Genomic DNA, 19,600 nt, shown 5'->3' with positions numbered 1-19,600 from the left:
ATCACCAGCTCCCAGTGCACCCCAGCTCAGCGCACGAACACCGCCGCCGATTGCGCCAGGTCGAGCACCGGCTGAGGAGCCAGGCCCAGCACAACGGTCACCACCGTGGCGAGGAACAGCGCCAGACGGGTCAGTGCGCTGGGCACCACCACCTCCGGTGTCTCCGCCGTCGGGTCCGTGAAGAACATTGCGACGATCACGCGGACGTAGAAGAAGGCGGCGATGGCGCTGCTCAGAATGCCGACCAACACGACGGGGGTGGCGCCGCCCTCCACCGCGGCCTGGAACACCGCGAACTTGCCGACGAATCCGCTCGTCAGGGGTATGCCGGCGAAGGCGAGGAGGAACAGCGCAAACATCGCTCCGACAAGCGGATTGCGCCGACCGAGACCGGCCCAGCGCGAGAGCGTCGGAACCTCACCGTTGCGGTCGCGCACCAGCCCGACGACGGCGAAGGCGCCGAGCGTGCTGAATCCGTAGGCGAACAGGTAGAACATCGTGGACGAGAGTCCGGCGTCGTCGGCGGCGATCAAACCGGTGAGCATGAACCCGGCGTGCGTCACCGACGAGTAGGCGAGCATGCGTTTGACGTCCGTCTGCGACACCGCCAAGACCGCACCCACCAGCATGGTGAGGATGGCCACGGCCCACAGAAGTGGACGCCATTCGTCTCGCAGGGTGGGCAGAGCCACGTAGAAGATGCGCAGCATGGCCCCGAACGCCGCCACCTTGGTGGCCGCCGCCATGAACGCGGTGATCGGGGTGGGTGCCCCCTGGTACACGTCCGGGATCCAGGAATGGAATGGAACCGCACCGATCTTGAAGAGCAATCCGACCGCGACGAGGCCGGCGCCGACGAGAAGCAATGTGTCGCTCTCCGTGCGATTTTCGACCACTGCGCCGATGCCGGGTAGCGAGAGGGTTCCGGCGTAGCCGTACAGCAGCGCCACTCCGAAGAGGAAGAACGCGGACGAGAAGGCGCCGAGGAGGAAGTACTTGAGCGCGGACTCCTGCGACAGCAGTCGGCGTCGACGGGCCAGTGCACACAGCAGGTACAGCGGTAGCGAGAAGACCTCCAGTGCAACGAACATCGTCAGCAGATCGTTCGACGCCGGGAAGAGAAGCATGCCGCCGACCGCGAACATCGTGAGCGGGAAGACCTCGGTCTGTTCGGCTCCGGCGTCCGTCGCCTCGCGTTCGGCTTCGCTACCCGGCACTGCCGACGCACGGGGCGCGAACGCATCCGCGCCGACTGTCGCTTTCGCGTTCACCGACTGCACGGCGTTCTCGACGTGCCGCTCGCCGATCACCAGGACGGACAGGAACGCCACCACCAGGATCGTGCCTTGGAGGAACAGGGTGGGGCCGTCGACCGCCACGGCACCCATGACGGTGACCGCGCCGGGCGAACGAAAGTCCATGGCGAGCAGCACCACTGCGAGAAGCGCGAGCACGGTTCCACCCAGCCCCAGAACCAGATGGCTCGTGCGCCGCAACCGGGCAGGGACGAACGCCTCGACGATCACACCGGCGACCGCTACCGCGAAGACGATCAGCATCGGTGACAACTGCGCATATTCGACCGACGGAGTAGTCATCGGTGTCCACCTTCCGCGCCGACGATGGGACGATCACCGGACACCGTGGGCGTCGGGTCCTGTTGGTGCACCACCGTGAGGGTATGGCCGACAGCCGGATTCACCACGTCCAGCACCGGTTTGGGATACACGCCGAGGACGATCAGCAGCGCGATCAACGGAACGAGAACGACGGTCTCACGCGGAACCAGGTCGCGGATCCGGTCGTTCTCCTCGGCGACCGGACCGGTCATCACCCGTTGGTAGAGCCACAGGATGTAAACGGCCGAGAGAACCAGCGCACCCGCGGCGATGATGGCGGCAGCGTTGTAGCGAGAGAATGTTCCGATCAGGACCAGAAATTCACTGATGAACGGGGCCAGACCGGGCAGGGACAGAGTAGCCAGTCCCGCGACGAGGAACGTTCCGGCCAACACCGGAGCCACCTTCTGAACACCGCCGAACGACGCGATGGCCCGCGAGCCACGCCGTGACACCAGGAACCCGGCCACGAGAAACAGTGCTGCGGTAGAGATTCCGTGATTGACCATGTAGAGCGTCGAGCCGGACTGGCTCTGCGTCGTCATCGCGAAGATGCCCAGAATGATGAATCCGAAGTGCGAGATCGACGTATAGGCGATCAGTCGCATCATGTCCGTCTGCGCGATGGCCATGATCGCGCCGTAGAGAATGCCGATCACGGCCAAGGTGACGATCACCGGAGCGAAGTATCGGGACGCGTCGGGGAACAGTTGCAAGCCGTACCGCAGCATGGCGAAGGTGCCCACCTTGTCGACCACGGCCATCATGAGAACTGCAGTGGCCGGGGTGGATTCGACGGCAGCATCGGGTAGCCACCCGTGGAAGGGCCAGAGCGGAGCCTTGACCGCGAAAGCGAACATGAAGCCGAGGAACAGTGCTTTCAGCAGTGCCGGGTCGGCGCCCAGTTGACCGGAGGACGCGGCTGCCGCGATGTCCCGGAAGTCGAAGGTACCGGCGCCGTTTCGGGTGGTCACCACGTACAGCCCGATCACGGCGGCCAGCATGACGAGGCCGCCGACAAGGTTGTACAGAAGGAAGCGCACAGCCGCCGCAGACCGCTTGGCCTGGTCCTTCACCCGCCCGCCGAAACCGCCGATGAGGAAGTACATCGGAATCAGCATGGCCTCGAAGAAAATGTAGAAAAGCAGAATGTCGAGTGCGGTGAACGACACCATCACCATCGCTTCGACGACGAGCGTCAAGGCGACGTACGTGTGCACAGTTCGACCGGTCCCCGGCTCGGGGTCGGAGGCGTCGTTCCACCCCGCGAGCAACAGGAGGGGCACGAGAACCGCCGTGAGCAGCACCAGCACCAGCGCGATGCCGTCCACACCGAGGGTGTACCGGGTACCGAAAGCCGGTATCCACGACCGGGATTCGACAAATTGGTACTGCGCACCGCCCGGATCGAAGCGCACGGCCAGGATTATCGCGACGACGAGCACGACCGACGACACGACGAGACCGGCGATTTTGGCCGTCCGCGAGTGCGCGGTCGGGAGCAGCAGGATCGCCACCGCGCCGACGACGGGCAGCAACCACAGGATCGAGAGCATCAGCGCACCGCCACCAGCATCATGACGGCCAGAACAGCGGCCGCCCCTGCGAACATCGCGAGTGCGTAGGACCGCACGAACCCGGTCTGCAGTCGCCTGATTCGACCCGAGGACCCGGTGACCGCGGCCGCCACACCGGTCACCGCGGCGTCGACCACTCGCCGGTCGAGCAGCGCGGTGGCCCGCACGAGCAGTGTGCCGGACTTCAGAACGACTTCCTCGTTCACCGTGTCGCCGTACAGGTCTCGACGAGCTGCCGTCGTCAGGGCGGACACCTCGTCCGGTGCGACCGCGGGAACCTCACGCGTTCCGTACGCCCGATACGCAGCACCGACACCGATCGCCACCACAGCCAACGTCATGGTGGTCACGAGCCACACCGGCAGACCGCCTTCCGAATGGTGCTCCCCCACAACCGGCTCGAGCCACGTCTCGAGCGACGACCCGACCGCGAGCAGAGCCCCGGCGCCGATCGAACCGAGGGCGAGCACGACCATCGGCGCCGTCATGATCGTCGGCGACTCGTGCGGATGCTCGTTCCCGTCGGACCATCGCGGTGTTCCGAAGAAGGTCATGACCATCACGCGCGTCATGTAGAACGCGGTGAGCCCGGCGCCCAGAAGGGTGACCGCACCGAGGATCACGCCGGCCGCGCCCCCGGCTCCGAAGGCCACCTCGATGATCTTGTCCTTGGAGAAGAAGCCCGCGAACGGTGGTACTCCGATGATTGCGAGGTAGCCGAGCCCGAACGTCACGAACGTCACCGGCATGACCTTGCGCAGCCCGCCGTAGCGTCGCATGTTCACCTCGTCGTTCATCCCGTGCATCACCGACCCCGCACCGAGGAACAGTCCGGCCTTGAAGAAGCCGTGTGTGAGCAGGTGCATGATTGCGAATGCATAACCGGCAGGGCCCAATCCGGTCGCGAGGATCATGTACCCGATCTGGCTCATCGTCGACGCGGCGAGGGCCTTCTTGATGTCGTCCTTCGCGCATCCGATGATGGCGCCGAACAGCAACGTGACCGCACCGACGACGACCACGGCGGCCCGCGCGACCGGAGCCAGATCGAAGATGGCATTCGACCGCACCACGAGGTACACCCCTGCCGTCACCATGGTGGCCGCGTGGATGAGTGCAGACACCGGCGTCGGCCCCTCCATCGCGTCGCCCAACCACGACTGCAGCGGAACCTGAGCCGATTTGCCGCAGGCGGCCACCAGCAACATGAGTCCGAGTGCCGTCACCGTTCCCTCGCCGGCCGAGCCGACGCCGGAGAACACGTCCGCGTACGAGACGCTGCCGAAGGTTGCGAACATGATCATCAGCGCGATGGCGAGGCCGGTGTCACCGACTCGGTTGACGATGAACGCCTTCTTGGCGGCCGTTGCCGCCGAGGGCTTGTGGTGCCAGAACCCGATCAGCAGGTACGACGCGAGTCCGACGCCTTCCCACCCGACGTAGAGGCCGAGGAAGTTGTCGGCCAGAACGAGAAGCAGCATCGCCGCGAGAAACAGGTTGAGGTAGGCGAAGAATCGCCGGCGCGCGGGATCGTCCGCCATGTATCCGACCGCGTAGAGGTGAATGAGCGACCCGACGCCCGTGATGAGAAGAACGAAGCACATCGACAGCTGGTCGAGCTGAAGACCGAAATCGACCTGCAGACCGGCCACCGGAATCCACGAGAACAACGTGTCCACGACGGCGCGCTCGTCGGCGGGCCGTCCGGCCATATCGGCGAACAGGCCCACCGCCACCCCGAACGATCCGAAGGACGCGGCGGTCGCCAGCCAGTGTCCCCACGAGTTCAGTCGTCGGCCCGACAGCAGCAGCACGACGGCACCTGCAAGCGGTAGCGCGATCGTCACCCACATCACTGGACCCCCGTCAGTACTTCAGCAGGTTCGCGTCGTCGACCGATGCCGAGCGCCGCGCACGGAAGATGGTCATGATGATCGCGAGACCCACCACCACTTCGGCGGCCGCGACCACCATCGTGAAGAACGCGAAGACTTGACCGTCGAGGTTGCCGTGCATACGGGCGAAGGACACGAACGCCAGGTTGGATGCGTTGAGCATGAGCTCGATGCACATGAACACCACGACGGCGTTGCGGCGCAACAGCACCCCGGCCGCGCCGATCGTGAACAGCAGTGCGGCGAGATACAGATAGTTGTCGGGATTCATCGACGATCCCCTCCCGGCGCAGGGGCGTCTCGGTGTCCCCGAAGCATTCGATTGACGGACAGTTCCGAGGAGGATCCGTCGGGCAGCCGTGCGGGCAGGTCCACTGCATTGTGCTGCGAGTAGACCCCGGGGTTCGGCAGCGGCGTCGCGCGCCCGCCCGTTCGAAAACGCATGATGGACAACTGTTTCTGATCCTGGCGCTGGTGGAAGGTCTCCCGATGCGCCAGCACCATGGCCCCGAGGGTCGCGGTGATCAGCAACGTTCCGGTCAGCTCGAACGCCCACACGTACCGGACGAAGATGAGGTCCGCGAGAGCCTGGACGTTGCCTCCGGCGTTCGCGGTGTCGAGGCCGGCGTTGCCGATGTGGGCTGTGGCCGAACCGATTCCGGCGATGAGCAGCACACCGAATCCCAGGCCGGCGGCTATGGCCGCCACCCGCTGACCCCGGAGTGTCTCGACCAGCGAGTCGGCGGAATCCACCCCGACGAGCATGAGCACGAACAGGAACAACATCATCACTGCGCCGGTGTAGACGACGATCTGCACGACGCCCAGAAACACTGCGCCCTGGGCGATGTACAGCAGCGCGAGCATGATCATCGTGGTGGCCAGGAACAGCGCGGAGTAGACCGCTTTCCCCGCGCAGACCGTCCCGAGTGCGCCGATCACCGCGACCACGGCGATCACCCAGAACTGCACGGCCTCCGCCGTCGACGTGGCCTCGGCGGCCAGAAGCGCGGTCTGCGAGCCGATCACGCCGTGTCCCCCGCCGACCCGGTGACGTTCCCGCGGTAGTAGTCCTCCGCGCTGGTCCCCGGCGCCATCGGGTGCGGCGCCGCGGACATGCCCGGCTCCACGGGTGCGAGCAAGCGAGTCTTGTCGTAGATCAGGTCGGCGCGGTTGTCGTCGGCCAGTTCGTATTCGTTGGTCATGGTGAGCGCTCGTGTCGGGCACGCCTCGATGCAGAGCCCACACCCGATGCAACGCAAATAGTTGATCTGGTACGTGCGGCCGTACCGCTCACCGGGCGAGAACCGTTCCTCCTCCGTGTTGTCGGCGCCCTCGACGAAGATGGCGTCGGCCGGGCATGCCCACGCGCACAGCTCGCACCCGATGCACTTCTCGAGCCCGTCCGGATAGCGATTCAGCTGATGTCGACCGTGGTAGCGAGGCGCCGTCGGCGTCTTCTCCTCGGGGTAGTTCTCGGTCACGGGTTTCTTGAACATCGTGGAGAAGGTCACGCCGAACCCTGCTACGGGGCCGAGGAATTCAGGCATCGCTGCTCTCCTTGCTGGTCAACGACACACTGTCTCGCGTGCGTACCCGGCGGAACGCGGGCATGGTCTGGTTCGGCATCGGCGGCACCGGGAACCCGCCGGCCATCGGATCGAAGGGCACCGGGTCGAGAGGCGAAGGAGAGGCCGGCGAAACCGGCTCGGCTGCAGGGCGATCCGACGAACGCGCTCTTCGACGCAACCACATCGCTGCGGCCACGACCACGAGCACACCGGCGACGACGAGCACGACCGACAACGCCTCGTATCCCTCGTTGCGCAGTGCGCGCACCGTGGCGACGACCATGATCCAGACCAGCGAGACGGGGATCAGGAACTTCCACCCGAGGTTCATGAACTGGTCGTAGCGCAGTCGCGGCAGTGTCGCCCTGAGCCAGATGAAGCAGAACATGAACATCCACACTTTGGCCGTGAACCACACCAGTGCGAACCAGCCGGAATCGGCTCCGTCCCAGAGGCTCAGCGGCCACGGCGCGTGCCAGCCGCCGAGGAAGAGAGTGGTCGCGAGCGCGGAGACCGTCACCATGTTGACGTACTCGGCGAGCATGAACATGGCGAAGTTCAGCGACGAGTACTCGGTGTGGAAACCGCCCACCAGTTCGCCCTCGGCCTCGGGAAGGTCGAACGGAGCCCGGTTGGTCTCCCCGACCATCGACGTGATGTACACGAGGAACGACGGCAGCAGCAGGAAGACGTACCAGGTTCCGGTCTGAGCATCGACGATTCCCGACGTCGACATGGTGCCGGCGTAGAGGAAGACGGCGGCGAACGACAGCCCCATCGCGATCTCGTACGAGATCACCTGCGCCGTCGAGCGGAGACCTCCGAGCAACGGATAGGTGGATCCGGATGCCCACCCGGCCAACACGATTCCGTACACACCCACCGAGGTGACCGCGAGGATGTACAACACGCCGACGGGGAAATCGGTGAGCTGCAGCGGAGTTCGAGTGCCGAAGATCGACACCACCGGCCCGAACGGTATGACGGCGAAGGCCATGAACGCGGGCACGGTCGCGATGATCGGCGCCAGCAGATAGACCGGCTTGTCCACTCCCTTCGGAACGATGCCTTCCTTCAGCGCCAGCTTGACGCCGTCGGCGAGACTTTGGAGCAGGCCACCGGGTCCGACGCGGTTGGGTCCGACGCGCATCTGCATCCACGCCATGACCTTGCGCTCGGCGAGAATCATCACCAGAACGGTCAGCACCAGGAAGACGAAGACGGCCAACGCTTTTCCGATCACGAGCCACAGAGGGTCGTGTCCAAAGGCCGAGAGGTCCGTCGCCGCGATCGTCATCGGATCTCGTCCCGAGCGAAGCGGATCCGGACGATCTCGCCCGATCCAGCCGCGAGATCTCGTCGCACCGCGGATCCGGGCGAATTGACCGGCAGCCAGACCACCCGATCCGGCAGATCGGAAACCGCCATCGGCAGGGTGATCGACCCGCGTTCGGAGCTGACCTCGACCGGGTCCCCCTCGGTCAGGTAGAGCTCGGCGGCGGTCGACGCGGACATGCGAACCACGGGAGTGCGTGCGGTTCCGGCCAAGTTGGGTTCACCGTCCTGCGCTCGCCCGGAGTCGAGGAGCATCCGCCAGCCGGACAGAACTGCCTCACCCGGGCCGGGAACGGCTGCGGACGACGCGCGCACGGAGGGATTCGGTGTTCGGTTGCCGGACCACGTGCCGAGCCCGTCCATCTCGGCTCGAACGTCGTCGGTCTCGGCCGCATTCAGGTCGACACCGAGGGCGTGCGCCAGTGCGTGCAGAACGCGGTGGTCGGGCAGGGAGCCGAGCGACGGCAAGGCGGCCGACGACGGGCGCACGCGCCCTTCCCAGTCGAGGAAGGTGCTCTTCTTCTCCGTGGTTGCTGCCACCGGAAACACCACGTCGGCAATGTCCGTCACCGCACTGGCTCTGATTTCGAGGCTGACGACGAAGCCGGGTCCGGCCAACGCGGCCAGCGCGGCGTGCGGGTCCGGCAGGTCGTCGATCTCGACGCCCCCGACGACGAGGGCACCGAGTTCTCCCGATGCGAAGCTCGACAGCATGGCGCCGGTGGCACGACCGACGGTGTCCGGCAGGTCCGAGGCCTTCCAGAGCGCGGCCACCTCGGACCGGGCGTCCGGGTCGGTCGTCGGACGACCTCCGGGGAGCAGGCCGGGCAGCGCACCCGTTTCGAGAGCGCCCCGCTCGCCGGCACGACGGGGAATCCAGGCGATCCGCGCTCCGGTGGCGTCGGCGAGTGCAGTGACCGCGGTCAGGGTGCCCGCGATCTCCGCGGCGCGCTCGCCGACCAGGATGACTGCCCCCGGCGCTCGAAGCGCCTCTCCCACTTCGGAAGTACCGAGGGCGTCGAGGGCCGCCGGCTCCGCGCCGGGAACGGTCGGGACGAGATGTCCGCCGAGTTTGTGGAGGCCACGGGAGGTGAAGGGCGCGACGGAGTGCACCGCGAGCGACCTGGTCCGCGCTGCCTTGCGCAGTCGCAGGAACACCATGGGCGATTCTTCTTCGGGTTCGAACGCGACGAGCAGAACCGTGGGTGCGGCCTCGAGGTGTTCGTAGGTGACCTCCATGATGCGACCGGCGACGCGGGCGGCCAGGAACGCCGCCTCCTCGTCGCTGTGCGGTCGGCTGCGGAAGTCGACATCGTTGGTAGCGAGCACTTTTCGGGCGAACTTCGCGTACGCGTAAGCGTCTTCGACACTGGCGCGGCCTCCGACGAGTACCCCGGTGGGCGTACCGGCCAGACCCCTCGCTGCGACGTCCATCGCTTCCGACCACGACGCTTCGCGCAGGGAGCCGTCCGAATCCCGGATCATCGGGCTCGTGATGCGGTCGCGAGAGCTGGTGTACGCGAACGCCCATCGACCCTTGTCGCAGTTCCATTCCTCGTTGACCGAGGGGTCGTCCCCCGCCAGCCGGCGCAGCACCGTGCCGCGGCGGTGGTCGGTCCGTTGGGCACACCCACTGGCGCAGTGCTCACACGTGGAAGGCGTCGAGACCAGGTCGAAAGGCCGAGCGCGGAAACGGTAGGAGGATCCGGTGAGTGCGCCCACCGGACACACCTGCACGGTGTTGCCCGAGAAATACGATTCGAAGGGCTCCGCTCCGTAGATCCCGACCTGTTGCAGGGCACCGCGTTCGAGCAGTTCGATGAAGGGGTCTCCGGCAATCTGCTCGGAGAAGCGGGTGCATCGTGCGCACAGCACGCAGCGTTCGCGGTCCAGCAACACCTGCGTCGACAACGGAATCGGTTTCGGGTACGTGCGTTTGACGTCCTCGAAGCGAGACTCCGGCCGTCCGGACGACATCGCCTGGTTCTGCAGCGGGCATTCGCCGCCCTTGTCGCACACCGGGCAGTCGAGGGGGTGATTGATGAGAAGCAGCTCCATCACACCTTCCTGCGCCTTGGCGGCGTCGGGCGAGGAGTGCTGTGTCTTCACCACCATGCCCTCGGTGACCGTCGTGGTGCACGAGGCCAACGGTTTCCGCTGGCCTTCCACCACGACGAGGCACTGCCGGCACGCTCCGACGGGCGCGAGGAGCGGGTGGTCGCAGAATCGCGGGATCTGTACGCCGATCTGTTCCGCAGCCCGAATCACCAAGGTGCCCTTGGGAACGCTCACGGGAATTCCGTCGATGGTCAGATCGACCTTCTCGGTGACGGCCTCGGTGGTCATGACGCTGACACCTCTTCGAGGTTGATGGCCGACAGGCGCGGGTCCAACGGGCACCCACGATTCTCGACGTGTGCGACGTACTCGTCGCGGAAGTACGTGAACGACGACACGATCGGACTCGCGGCGCCGTCGCCGAGTGCGCAGAACGACTTGCCGAGAATGCTTTCGCTGATGTCGAGCAACTTCTGCAGATCGGACTCGGTGCCCTCTCCGCGTTCCATCCGCTGCAGAATCTGCACGAGCCAGTAGGTCCCTTCCCGGCACGGTGTGCACTTGCCACACGACTCGTGCGCGTAGAACTCCGTCCAGCGCAACACCGCTCGCACGACGCAGGTGGTCTCGTCGAAGATCTGCAGAGCCTTGGTGCCGAGCATCGATCCGGCCCCGGCGACACCCTCGTAGTCGAGGGGGACGTCGAGGTGTTCGTCGGTGAACATCGGCGTCGACGACCCGCCGGGTGTCCAGAACTTCAGCCGATGACCGGCGCGCACTCCGCCGCCGTACTCGAGCAACTCGCGCAGGGTGATTCCGAGGGGCGCCTCGTACTGGCCGGGGTTCGTCACGTGTCCGGACAGCGAGTACAAGGTGAACCCGGGGGACTTCTCCGATCCCATGGACCGGAACCAGTCGATGCCGTTCTGCAGGATGAGCGGAACGGAGGCAATGGATTCGACGTTGTTGACCACCGTCGGACACGCGTACAGCCCGGCCACCGCGGGAAACGGTGGGCGCAGGCGCGGCTGGCCGCGCTTGCCTTCGAGCGAGTCCAGCAGAGCCGTCTCCTCGCCGCAGATGTAGGCGCCGGCGCCGGCGTGCACGATCAGTTCGAGGTCGAACCCTGATCCTTGGATGTTCGTGCCGAGGTATCCCGCCGTGTACGCCTCCGCCACCGCCACGTGCAGTCTGCGCAGGACGGGAACGACTTCGCCCCGCACGTACACGAACGCACGTTCGGCTCGAATTGCGTACGCCGCGATGATGATTCCTTCGACGAGGACATGGGGAGTCGCCAGCAGCAGCGGCATGTCCTTGCAGGTACCCGGTTCCGATTCGTCCGCGTTCACCACCAGGTAGTGCGGCTTGTCGTCACCCTGCGGAATGAAGCTCCACTTGAGGCCGGTCGGGAACCCGGCTCCTCCGCGCCCCCGCAGACCGGCATCCTTGACCGTCCCGATGACCTCGTCCGGTGACATGGCGAGGGCGTTGCTCAGCCCGGTGTACCCGCCGTGGCGCAGATACGTCTCGAGCGTCCACGACTGCGGTTCGTCCCAGTACCTGGTCAGAACAGGACTCAGTGCCATGTCAGTCCTCCTCGCGCGCAACTGTGGACGGCGCGCTCATGTCGCGGTCACGGGCGACGGTCAGGCCGGCCAGCGACGGCTGTCCCGACGTGTCGCCCACCGCGGGCCGCGGATCGGCGAAACCGGCGAGAATGCGCTCGGTTTCACGGAACGTGCACAGCGGCTCTCCGCGGGTGGGTACCGCACCCGCACCAGATCTCAGATCGTCGACCAATGCGCGGGCGGATTCCGGGGTCTGATTGTCGAAGAACTCCCAGTTGATCATCACCACAGGCGCGTAGTCGCACGCTGCGTTGCACTCGATGTGCTGGAGCGTGATCTTTCCGTCCGGGGTGCTGCCACCGTGCGGGGTATCGAGATGGTCTTCGAGTGCGGACATCACCGCATCGCCGCCCATGATCGCGCAGAGGGTGTTGGTGCACACCCCGACGAGGTAGTCCCCCGTGGGCTCACGCCGATACATCGAGTAGAACGTGGCCACCGACGCGACCTCGGCTCCGGTCAAATGCAGGTGGTGCGCGCAGAATTCGATTCCCGCAGGGGTGATGTAACCGTCCTCGGACTGCACGAGGTGCAGCAGGGGCAGCAGCGCGGATCCCGGGTGCGGGTACCGGGCGATGATGGTCTCCGCGTCGGCGTCGAGGCGTGTGCGCACGTCGAGCGGGTAGGAGGTGGGCGCACCCGGCACCACCAGTTGCGCTGCTTCGTCTTCTCGTGCGCCGAGAGCGACGAACACCGGTTGATTCGACTTCATCGGTCCACTCCCCCCATCACGGGATCGATGCTGGCGACGGCCGCGATGACGTCGGAGAGCATTCCGCCTTCGCACATCGCCGCCACGGACTGCAGATTGGTGAAGGACGGGTCGCGGTAGTGCACGCGGAACGGGTGCGCCCCTCCGTCGCTCACCATGTGTACGCCCAGCTCACCGCGCGGAGACTCGACCGCGCTGTACACCTGACCCGCCGGCACCCGGAATCCCTCGGTGACCAGCTTGAAGTGGTGGATCAGCGATTCCATCGAGCTGTCCATGATGGTCCTTACGTGTTCCGGCGACTGCCCCAGTCCGTCCTTACCGAGCTTCAGGTCGGCGGGCCACGCTATCTTCTTGTCCTCGGCCATCACCGGGCCCGGCCTCAACCGATCCAGGCACTGTTCGACGATCTTCAGCGACTCGCCCATTTCGTCGACCCGAATTATGTACCGGCCGTACGCATCGTTGGTGGTTGCCGTACAGACGTCGAATTCGTAGTTCTCGTATCCGCAGTACGGATCACTCACTCGCAGGTCGTGCGGTAGCCCGGTGGCACGCAGAATAGGTCCGGTGATACCGAGCGCCATGCACCCGGTCAGATCGAGATAGCCGATGCCATCGGTGCGCGACTTCCAGATCTTGTTGTCCTCCAACAGGTCCGACATGTCCTGCAAGCGGGTGGGCAGCAAGTCGAGCAGCTCCCGGACCTTGCGGACGGCGTCGTCCGGCAGGTCCTGCGCCAATCCTCCGGGCCTGATGAAGGCGTGGTTCATGCGCAGTCCGGTGATGTTCTCGAACACGTCGAGAATGAGTTCGCGCTCGCGGAAACCGAACAGCATGGCCGTGACCGCACCCAGTTCCATTCCGCCGGTGGCGAGCGCGACGAGATGCGAGGAGATGCGGTTGAGTTCCATCAGCAGCACGCGAATCACGTTGGCGCGTTCGGGAATCTGATCGGTGACGTCGAGCAGCTTCTCCACACCGAGGCAGTAGGCCGTTTCGTTGAAGAACGGCGACAGGTAATCCATGCGCGTGACGAACGTGACGCCCTGAGTCCAGGTCCTGAATTCGAGCGACTTCTCGATTCCGGTGTGTAGATAGCCGATTCCGCAGCGGGCCTCGGTCACGGTTTCACCGTCGAGTTCGAGGACCAGTCGGAGCACTCCGTGCGTGGAGGGATGTTGCGGTCCCATGTTCACGACGATGCGTTCGTCCTTCATGGTGCTTGCGGCGGCCACCACGTCGCCCCAGTCCTCACCGCTGACAGTGATGCCGCTGTCGGATTTCATCAGTGATACCCCCGTCGCTGGTCGGGCGGTGGAATGCGGGCGCCCTTGTACTCGACCGGTATTCCGCCGAGCGGGTAGTCCTTGCGGCCGGGATGCCCGACCCAGTCGTCGGGCATCTGGATGCGGGTCAGGGCCGGGTGACCGTCGAACACGATGCCGAAGAAGTCGTAGGTCTCGCGCTCGTGCCAGTCGGTGGTGGGATAGACGGTGAAGAGCGACGGAATATGCGGATCCTCCTGCGGCACGGACACTTCCACTCGAAGTCGGCGATTGTGCGTGATCGACAGGAAGTGGTAGACGGCGTGGAGTTCACGCCCCGACAGTTCGGGGAAGTGCACCCCGCTCACCCCGAGGCAGAGCTCGAAGCGGAGATCCGGTTCGTCGCGGAGTCGCCCCGCCACCGCCGGGAGGTGCTCCCGCTCCACGTGCAGCGTCAGTTCGTCTCGGAACACCACCACATCGAACGCGTCCGCTGCACTGACACCCATTTCCGCCAGGGACTCCTCGAGAGCATCGACGGCCTCGTCGAACCAGCCACCGAAGGGTCGAGATGCACGCTCGGGCAACGGGGTCGAGCGTTGCAGTCGGCCGTATCCGGAGGTGTCACCCGTACCGCGGACACCGAACATTCCGCGCTGCGTGCCGGCGTGCTGACGCGGCTCGGTCATCGGAGCAGGCCGGTCATGTCGATCGTCGGGGTGGCGGACAGGGCGGCCTTCTCGACTTCGCGGGCCACCTCGTCGCGGTGCACGCCGAGCGGCATCTCCTGAATCTTCTCGTGCAGCTTCAGGATTGCGTGGAGCAACATCTCCGGCCGCGGTGGGCAACCCGGCAGGTAGATGTCGACGGGCACCACGTGGTCGACGCCCTGCACGATCGCATAGTTGTTGAACATGCCGCCCGACGACGCACAGACGCCCATGGCCAGAACCCATTTGGGCTCGGCCATCTGGTCGTAGATCTGCCGCAGCACCGGTGCCATCTTCTGGCTGACACGGCCCGCGACGATCATGAGGTCGGCCTGCCTCGGCGAGGCCCGGAACGCTTCCATGCCGAATCGAGCGATGTCGAAACGCCCGGACGACGTGGCCATCATTTCGATTGCGCAGCAGGCTAGTCCGAACGTTGCCGGCCACAGCGAGCCCTTGCGCACGTACCCGGCAAGCCCTTCGACCGTCGTGAGCAGAAATCCGCTCGGAACCTTCTCCTCTATGCCCATCGCCGATCAGCCTCCCGCAGGTTCGTGCCGATGTTGCAGGTCAATCCCAACTGAGCCCACCTCGTCGCCACTCGTACGCATACGCAACCGCAGCGCTGAACACGAACAGCGCCATCGCGACGAGACCGAAGAATCCGAGTGCATCGAAATGCACCGCCCACGGGTACAGAAACACGATCTCGATATCGAAGATGATGAAGAGCATGGCCGTCAGGTAGTACTTCACCGGGTACCGTCCGCCGCCCATCGGAAGCGCTGTCGGTTCGATCCCGCACTCGTAGGCGTCGAGCTTGGCCCGGTTGTAGCGCTTGGGTCCGACGATGGAAGCCACGATCACGGAGAACACCGCGAACGCCACCGCGATGACGCCCAGTACGAGTACCGGCACATACGCGTTCATGACCCTCCTCGTGGACCGAAACCCGCGGCTCTTGTGATCTTGAACACACAGTAGACGCGTTGCGGCACATGCGTCCCATTTCGGGGCAGAAAGTTCGTTCTCGTAAGCGCCGACACCAATACAGCTGTGACGCAGGCAGTTCCGTTCCGGCTCAGCGCGTACGGGAAGGCCGGAGGCCGGTCGACATGCGGCTGCGCAACAACGTCACGACCGTGTCGGTCAGCAGGAACGGGTCGATCGGGCGAGGGACCGACGCTTCGGCGCGCGACCACGCAGCCAGCCAGGCATCGTCGGCGCGCCCGGTGATCACCACGATCGGCGGGCAGTTCTCGATCTCGTCCTTGAGCTGCTTGGCAATCCCGATCCCGCCGGCGGGTGCCGCTTCGCCGTCGAGCATCACCAGGTCGATTCCGCCGGCGTCGAGATGCGCAACCACGATGGGTTCCGACGCCACCTCGACGTACTCGAGCCGCGGGAGTGTCGAATTGGGCCGCGTACCGATCGCGCGCATGACCTGCCGCCTCGCGTCGGCGTTGTCGCTGTAGAGCAGGATTCGCAACGGATTCTCGGCGTCTGACGCTGTGTCGTCGGTCACATTGGCGATCGTAGACCGAGGACGCCGGGCCACGACGGCTATTCGGTACGCGAGAGCGGCGTCGTGCTGACAGAATCGGATCATGACGAGTCTTGTGGACCAGCGCGAGTTGCGCAGCCTGCTGGACCCGATGCCCTCCGGAGACCGCTTCTTTCTGCGCAGGCAACCGGAGATCGGGTTTTCCGACGACCCGTACCTACTTCTGCTCGCCGTGACGGGCGGGAGAACGCACGATGTTCGCGCGATCGAACGCGGAAATTACGCGTGGGCGCTGCGCAAGGCGCGGGAATTGCGCATTCCGGACTGCAACATCTCGCACGACTACGCCGAAACCGACGGCAGCGACGACGGTTACGAGGGGTGGCACCTCAACGCTCGGATCGTCCGCGGCGCCTGACGCTCTATTCGGGCAGCCGCAGATCCGGCTTGTCGAGTTCCTCGATGTTGACGTCCTTGAAGGTGATGACCCGGACGTGTTTGACGAAGCGCGCCGGTCGGTACATGTCCCACACCCACGCGTCGCTCATGCGCAGTTCGAAGTAGATTTCGCCGTCCGCGTTGCGGGGAATCATCTCCACCGAGTTGGTCAGATAGAAACGACGCTCGGTCTCCACCACGTAGGTGAACTGTCCGACGATGTCCCGGTACTCGCGGTACAGCGAGAGCTCCATCTCGGTCTCGTACTTCTCGAGATCTTCGGCACTCATCGGCGGCGACATCCTCCTTCAAAACAGTGATGAATCATCATCTCGCACGCGCCGCGTCTCGGTCCATTCGGCCCATGACTGCGGCCACGTCGTCGAGTTCGTCGCCGTCGCCCGCTCTGCTGGCCGCGGCGACGTTGGCGTACGTCATCCGGTGCTCGCGGCTCGGGCCGAGGTCGGAGAGCATCCGTGCGTGCATCTTGGTGCTGTACCCCTTGTGCACCGAGAATCCGTATCCGGGCAGCTCGGCGTCCATCTCCCGCATGATGCGGTCACGATGCACCTTGGCCAGCACGCTCGCCGCCGCAATACACGCTGCCGATGCGTCGCCGCCGATCACGGGCAGCGACGGCGAGCACAGACCGGGCACCTTGAAACCGTCGGTGAGGACGTAGCCGGGTGTGACACCCAGGCCGACGACAGCGCGGCGCATGCCCTCGATATTGGCCACGTGAATCCCGATGCGGTCGATCTCCTCGGCCGGAAACGAGACGATGCTCCACGCCGTCGCGTACCGCTTCACCTTGGGATACAACGCTTCTCGCGATCGCTCGGTGAGCTTCTTGGAGTCGTCGATGTCGGAGAGGGACGACAGTGCTCGGTCACCGAGAACGCACGCCGCCACCACCAGCGGACCGGCGCAGGCACCGCGCCCGGCCTCGTCGACGCCGGCGACCGGACCGAGACCCGATCGCACCAAGGCAGCTTCCATGGTCCGAAGCCCGGCCGCTTTGCGAATGACGACGCGCGGCGGCCACGACGTGCGAGACAGCCGAGGGATCGTCGTTCGAGTCCTCACCGACCTTGAATGTCCGGGGAGTCGAGGAGACCCCAACGCGACGGGGGCAAGACGATGAGCTGCGCCTTGCCGATGACGTTGTCGACCGGGACAGTTCCCTGCAGCTCGTCACCGACGTGGTAGCGAGAATCGGCAGAGTTGCTCCGGTTGTCACCCATCACCCAGATGTTTCCCTCGGGAACGGTGACGGGGTCGAAGCACCGACCCGATTTCAGCGGGGTGTCGCAGGTCTGCTGCCCGGGTGTGAACGGGAAGTCCATCTTGATATACGGCTCGTCCAACGGTTGTCCGTCCACGAGGACACGTCCCTGATCGTCGCAGCACTGCACCGTCTGGCCGCCCGTCGCAATGACGCGCTTGACCAGATCGTTCTCGTCGGGAGCGACGAGACCGACCAGTGAGCCGAGTTCCTGGAACCCACGCACGATCGTGTTGGACGAGCGGGTGGAGACGAAGTCGCCGTCCCACGACTGCGGGCCCTTGAAGACGACGATGTCACCGGGTGACGGATCGCCGAATCGGTAGGACACCTTCTCGACGACGATCCGGTCACCGGTGCAACCGGCGCAGCCGTGCAACGTCGGCTCCATCGATTCCGAGGGAATCAGATAGACCCGAGCGATGAACGTCTGCAGAAGAAAACTGAGAACCAGAGCGACGATGATGAGGATCGGAAGTTCGCGCCAGAAGGAGCGCTGCTTCTTTTCCTTCCGAACGGGCTCCGAGGAGCCGTTTTCGTCGTCCGATTCGCTGCCGGTACCGGAGGTAGGAGTGTGCGCCACCGGATCAGGCTAGCGTCAGCGCTTCTCTTTGATCTTGGCAGCCTTGCCGCGCAGCTCACGCAGGTAGTAGAGCTTGGCGCGACGCACGTCGCCGCGGGTAACGACCTCGATCTGGGCGATGTTCGGGGTGTGCACCGGGAAGGTGCGCTCGACGCCGACACCGAAGGAGACCTTGCGGACGGTGAACGTCTCGCGAACTCCGCCGCCCTGGCGACGGATCACGACGCCCTTGAAGATCTGGATACGCTCTTTGGTGCCCTCGATGACCTTGACGTGCACGTTCAAGGTATCGCCGGCGCGAAATTCGGGGATGTCGTCGCGGAGCGACTTGTTGTCCAGGAAGTCCAGGGTGTTCATATTCGTCATCCTTGCGTTGGATCGCATGAGCAGAGGACCCGAGCGGCTACCACCCACACATGACGCGCGGGCGATGCTCGACTGGTTCGTACTCCGAGTGTTGTCGGCCGCGGCACGACGAAGAGAGCCGTGCGCAGGCAACCCGTCGATTGTGCCAGACGCACCCCGAACCGACGAAATCGTGAACCCTAGATCGACACCTTGTGTCGGTCGTCCCCGGATTTCGCGGGCGGCGGGGGCGCGGGAACCACGGTGCGCTCGAGTTCCACCTCGGCGGCCTCGAGAGCGTGCTCGACGTTGGGAGTGCCGGCGATCATGTCCTGGGTCCAGATCTTGGCGCGAATGATCGGTCGCCGAATCTTCTTCTCGCGGCGCAGCGCTCGCTCCATCCGCTTGGGCTTGCGGGTGTAGCGCCACCGGGCCCACGGGGCACTGGGTCGGGAGAGCCGCACCGCGCCGACGATCAGCAGCGGGAACACGAACAGTCCCACCAGACCCGTCCAGATCTTTCCCTTGAGCAACACCACCGCTGCGAGAAGCAGATTGACGACGGCCAGCGCGACGATCAGGCCACGCACCGCAGGATTCGGATCCTCGCGGAACCCCGTGATGTCGAACAGTTCCAGCGGGCGCAGACCGAAGAGCAGCATCACGGTGACCGCGATCGCCACGAACACCGCATCGACGGACGCGCGGCCTTGCTCGGCCCAGTAGACGTCCGCCAGGTAGAAGATCAACGCGAATTCGTCCAGGACCAGCGCGGCGCCGATGCCGAAGAACGTCGCGAGGACGGCGCCGGTGGTCTGCGTTCCGTCGACGTAGACGGCGATGAGCGCGATTCCCGAGACCAGCATGCATACGACGCCGAACACGACGTGATGCACGTGGTGTCCGCCCGGAGTCACGTTCCCCGGCCACCATTTCACCTGCGCGCGGATCAGTCGGACGCTGATGCGAATGAAGACGAACCCGACGATGAAGCCCACCAGGAAGAAGAGCAGCGGAAGGCGTCCGTGCTCCGAGAGGTGGTGCAGCCACCGATCCATGAGCCCGAGCT

Annotated in this window: 21 protein-coding genes; 1 reads left to right on the top strand and 20 read right to left on the bottom strand. The window is 65.2% G+C overall.

Going from position 1 to position 19,600, the window contains the following annotated elements; genetic code table 11:
- Positions 1–26: 26 nt before the first annotated feature.
- The 15 genes from nuoN to AC59JP_RS04020 form a co-directional block, all read right to left on the bottom strand.
- On the bottom strand, positions 27–1,598 hold the full coding sequence (gene nuoN, locus AC59JP_RS04090; RefSeq protein ID WP_497324337.1) for an NADH-quinone oxidoreductase subunit NuoN: 1,572 nt from the start codon (positions 1,596–1,598) through the stop codon (positions 27–29).
- Positions 1,595–3,175: an NADH-quinone oxidoreductase subunit M gene (locus AC59JP_RS04085; protein ID WP_497324336.1), complete on the bottom strand. Its 1,581-nt coding sequence runs from the start codon at positions 3,173–3,175 to the stop codon at positions 1,595–1,597. Before AC59JP_RS04085 ends, nuoN begins: the two co-directional genes overlap by 4 nt.
- Positions 3,175–5,049 (bottom strand): NADH-quinone oxidoreductase subunit L, encoded by a 1,875-nt coding sequence (gene nuoL, locus AC59JP_RS04080; protein WP_497324864.1) that lies wholly within the window; start codon positions 5,047–5,049, stop codon positions 3,175–3,177. The genes AC59JP_RS04085 and nuoL overlap by 1 nt, the downstream gene beginning before the upstream one ends.
- 13 nt (positions 5,050–5,062) lie before the next feature.
- A complete protein-coding gene (gene nuoK, locus AC59JP_RS04075) occupies positions 5,063–5,362 on the bottom strand; it encodes an NADH-quinone oxidoreductase subunit NuoK (protein WP_188544777.1) in 300 nt (99 codons plus the stop codon).
- Entirely contained in the window at positions 5,359–6,120 is a 762-nt protein-coding gene (locus tag AC59JP_RS04070) for an NADH-quinone oxidoreductase subunit J (RefSeq protein WP_497324335.1), read from the bottom strand. Before AC59JP_RS04070 ends, nuoK begins: the two co-directional genes overlap by 4 nt.
- Entirely contained in the window at positions 6,117–6,641 is a 525-nt protein-coding gene (gene nuoI / locus AC59JP_RS04065) for an NADH-quinone oxidoreductase subunit NuoI (RefSeq protein WP_497324334.1), read from the bottom strand. The genes AC59JP_RS04070 and nuoI overlap by 4 nt, the downstream gene beginning before the upstream one ends.
- On the bottom strand, positions 6,634–7,959 hold the full coding sequence (gene nuoH / locus AC59JP_RS04060) for an NADH-quinone oxidoreductase subunit NuoH (RefSeq protein ID WP_497324333.1): 1,326 nt from the start codon (positions 7,957–7,959) through the stop codon (positions 6,634–6,636). Before nuoH ends, nuoI begins: the two co-directional genes overlap by 8 nt.
- The gene (locus AC59JP_RS04055; protein WP_497324332.1) at positions 7,956–10,343 is read right to left on the bottom strand and encodes an NADH-quinone oxidoreductase subunit G; all 2,388 of its coding nucleotides are present in this window, start codon (positions 10,341–10,343) and stop codon (positions 7,956–7,958) included. The genes nuoH and AC59JP_RS04055 overlap by 4 nt, the downstream gene beginning before the upstream one ends.
- Positions 10,340–11,644, bottom strand: coding sequence for an NADH-quinone oxidoreductase subunit NuoF (gene nuoF / locus AC59JP_RS04050; RefSeq protein WP_497324331.1), 1,305 nt, complete (start codon positions 11,642–11,644; stop codon positions 10,340–10,342). The genes AC59JP_RS04055 and nuoF overlap by 4 nt, the downstream gene beginning before the upstream one ends.
- A gap of 1 nt (position 11,645) precedes the next feature.
- Entirely contained in the window at positions 11,646–12,398 is a 753-nt protein-coding gene (gene nuoE, locus AC59JP_RS04045) for an NADH-quinone oxidoreductase subunit NuoE (RefSeq protein WP_497324330.1), read from the bottom strand.
- Positions 12,395–13,687, bottom strand: coding sequence for an NADH dehydrogenase (quinone) subunit D (nuoD, locus tag AC59JP_RS04040; protein WP_497324329.1), 1,293 nt, complete (start codon positions 13,685–13,687; stop codon positions 12,395–12,397). Before nuoD ends, nuoE begins: the two co-directional genes overlap by 4 nt.
- Positions 13,687–14,355 carry an NADH-quinone oxidoreductase subunit C gene (locus AC59JP_RS04035; protein ID WP_497324328.1) on the bottom strand — a complete coding sequence of 223 codons (669 nt, stop codon included), beginning with the start codon at positions 14,353–14,355 and terminating at the stop codon, positions 13,687–13,689. The genes nuoD and AC59JP_RS04035 overlap by 1 nt, the downstream gene beginning before the upstream one ends.
- Positions 14,352–14,906, bottom strand: a complete 555-nt coding sequence (locus AC59JP_RS04030; RefSeq protein ID WP_497324327.1) for a NuoB/complex I 20 kDa subunit family protein — start codon at positions 14,904–14,906, stop codon at positions 14,352–14,354. Before AC59JP_RS04030 ends, AC59JP_RS04035 begins: the two co-directional genes overlap by 4 nt.
- A 40-nt stretch (positions 14,907–14,946) precedes the next feature.
- Positions 14,947–15,306 carry an NADH-quinone oxidoreductase subunit A gene (locus AC59JP_RS04025; protein WP_497324326.1) on the bottom strand — a complete coding sequence of 120 codons (360 nt, stop codon included), beginning with the start codon at positions 15,304–15,306 and terminating at the stop codon, positions 14,947–14,949.
- A gap of 151 nt (positions 15,307–15,457) precedes the next feature.
- A complete protein-coding gene (locus tag AC59JP_RS04020) occupies positions 15,458–15,901 on the bottom strand; it encodes a hypothetical protein (RefSeq protein WP_497324325.1) in 444 nt (147 codons plus the stop codon).
- Between the two features lie 82 nt (positions 15,902–15,983).
- Here AC59JP_RS04020 and AC59JP_RS04015 point away from each other — a divergent pair, with 82 nt between their 5' ends.
- On the top strand, positions 15,984–16,298 hold the full coding sequence (locus AC59JP_RS04015) for a hypothetical protein (protein WP_497324324.1): 315 nt from the start codon (positions 15,984–15,986) through the stop codon (positions 16,296–16,298).
- A 4-nt stretch (positions 16,299–16,302) separates the two neighbouring features.
- Here AC59JP_RS04015 and AC59JP_RS04010 read toward each other — a convergent pair whose 3' ends face one another.
- The 5 genes from AC59JP_RS04010 to AC59JP_RS03990 all read right to left on the bottom strand — a co-directional run bounded on the left by AC59JP_RS04010 (position 16,303) and on the right by AC59JP_RS03990 (position 19,589).
- Positions 16,303–16,608 (bottom strand): DUF2469 domain-containing protein, encoded by a 306-nt coding sequence (locus AC59JP_RS04010; RefSeq protein ID WP_497324323.1) that lies wholly within the window; start codon positions 16,606–16,608, stop codon positions 16,303–16,305.
- A gap of 37 nt (positions 16,609–16,645) precedes the next feature.
- Entirely contained in the window at positions 16,646–17,377 is a 732-nt protein-coding gene (locus AC59JP_RS04005; RefSeq protein WP_497324863.1) for a ribonuclease HII, read from the bottom strand.
- A gap of 23 nt (positions 17,378–17,400) precedes the next feature.
- Positions 17,401–18,186, bottom strand: a complete 786-nt coding sequence (gene lepB, locus AC59JP_RS04000) for a signal peptidase I (RefSeq protein WP_497324322.1) — start codon at positions 18,184–18,186, stop codon at positions 17,401–17,403.
- 15 nt (positions 18,187–18,201) lie between these two features.
- Positions 18,202–18,543 carry a 50S ribosomal protein L19 gene (rplS, locus tag AC59JP_RS03995; protein ID WP_497324321.1) on the bottom strand — a complete coding sequence of 114 codons (342 nt, stop codon included), beginning with the start codon at positions 18,541–18,543 and terminating at the stop codon, positions 18,202–18,204.
- 188 nt (positions 18,544–18,731) lie between these two features.
- On the bottom strand, positions 18,732–19,589 hold the full coding sequence (locus tag AC59JP_RS03990; RefSeq protein WP_497324320.1) for a hypothetical protein: 858 nt from the start codon (positions 19,587–19,589) through the stop codon (positions 18,732–18,734).
- Positions 19,590–19,600: the final 11 nt, after the last annotated feature.

It is taken from the genome of Rhodococcus sp. 320_ES (genome assembly GCF_059691855.1).
This window is presented reverse-complemented; position numbering and strand designations above follow the sequence as displayed.

What these genes read in the sequence shown, in the direction of transcription:
- nuoN (WP_497324337.1), bottom strand. Translation starts at nt 1,598, where the DNA reads ATGACTACTCCGTCGGTCGAATATGCGCAGTTGTCACCGATGCTGATC.
- AC59JP_RS04085 (WP_497324336.1), bottom strand. Translation starts at nt 3,175, where the DNA reads ATGCTCTCGATCCTGTGGTTGCTGCCCGTCGTCGGCGCGGTGGCGATC.
- nuoL (WP_497324864.1), bottom strand. Translation starts at nt 5,049, where the DNA reads ATGTGGGTGACGATCGCGCTACCGCTTGCAGGTGCCGTCGTGCTGCTG.
- nuoK (WP_188544777.1), bottom strand. Translation starts at nt 5,362, where the DNA reads ATGAATCCCGACAACTATCTGTATCTCGCCGCACTGCTGTTCACGATC.
- nuoI (WP_497324334.1), bottom strand. Translation starts at nt 6,641, where the DNA reads ATGCCTGAATTCCTCGGCCCCGTAGCAGGGTTCGGCGTGACCTTCTCC.
- nuoH (WP_497324333.1), bottom strand. Translation starts at nt 7,959, where the DNA reads ATGACGATCGCGGCGACGGACCTCTCGGCCTTTGGACACGACCCTCTG.
- AC59JP_RS04055 (WP_497324332.1), bottom strand. Translation starts at nt 10,343, where the DNA reads ATGACCACCGAGGCCGTCACCGAGAAGGTCGATCTGACCATCGACGGA.
- nuoF (WP_497324331.1), bottom strand. Translation starts at nt 11,644, where the DNA reads ATGGCACTGAGTCCTGTTCTGACCAGGTACTGGGACGAACCGCAGTCG.
- nuoE (WP_497324330.1), bottom strand. Translation starts at nt 12,398, where the DNA reads ATGAAGTCGAATCAACCGGTGTTCGTCGCTCTCGGCGCACGAGAAGAC.
- nuoD (WP_497324329.1), bottom strand. Translation starts at nt 13,687, where the DNA reads ATGAAATCCGACAGCGGCATCACTGTCAGCGGTGAGGACTGGGGCGAC.
- AC59JP_RS04035 (WP_497324328.1), bottom strand. Translation starts at nt 14,355, where the DNA reads ATGACCGAGCCGCGTCAGCACGCCGGCACGCAGCGCGGAATGTTCGGT.
- AC59JP_RS04030 (WP_497324327.1), bottom strand. Translation starts at nt 14,906, where the DNA reads ATGGGCATAGAGGAGAAGGTTCCGAGCGGATTTCTGCTCACGACGGTC.
- AC59JP_RS04025 (WP_497324326.1), bottom strand. Translation starts at nt 15,306, where the DNA reads ATGAACGCGTATGTGCCGGTACTCGTACTGGGCGTCATCGCGGTGGCG.
- AC59JP_RS04015 (WP_497324324.1), top strand. Translation starts at nt 15,984, where the DNA reads ATGACGAGTCTTGTGGACCAGCGCGAGTTGCGCAGCCTGCTGGACCCG.
- AC59JP_RS04010 (WP_497324323.1), bottom strand. Translation starts at nt 16,608, where the DNA reads ATGAGTGCCGAAGATCTCGAGAAGTACGAGACCGAGATGGAGCTCTCG.
- rplS (WP_497324321.1), bottom strand. Translation starts at nt 18,543, where the DNA reads ATGAACACCCTGGACTTCCTGGACAACAAGTCGCTCCGCGACGACATC.
- AC59JP_RS03990 (WP_497324320.1), bottom strand. Translation starts at nt 19,589, where the DNA reads ATGGATCGGTGGCTGCACCACCTCTCGGAGCACGGACGCCTTCCGCTG.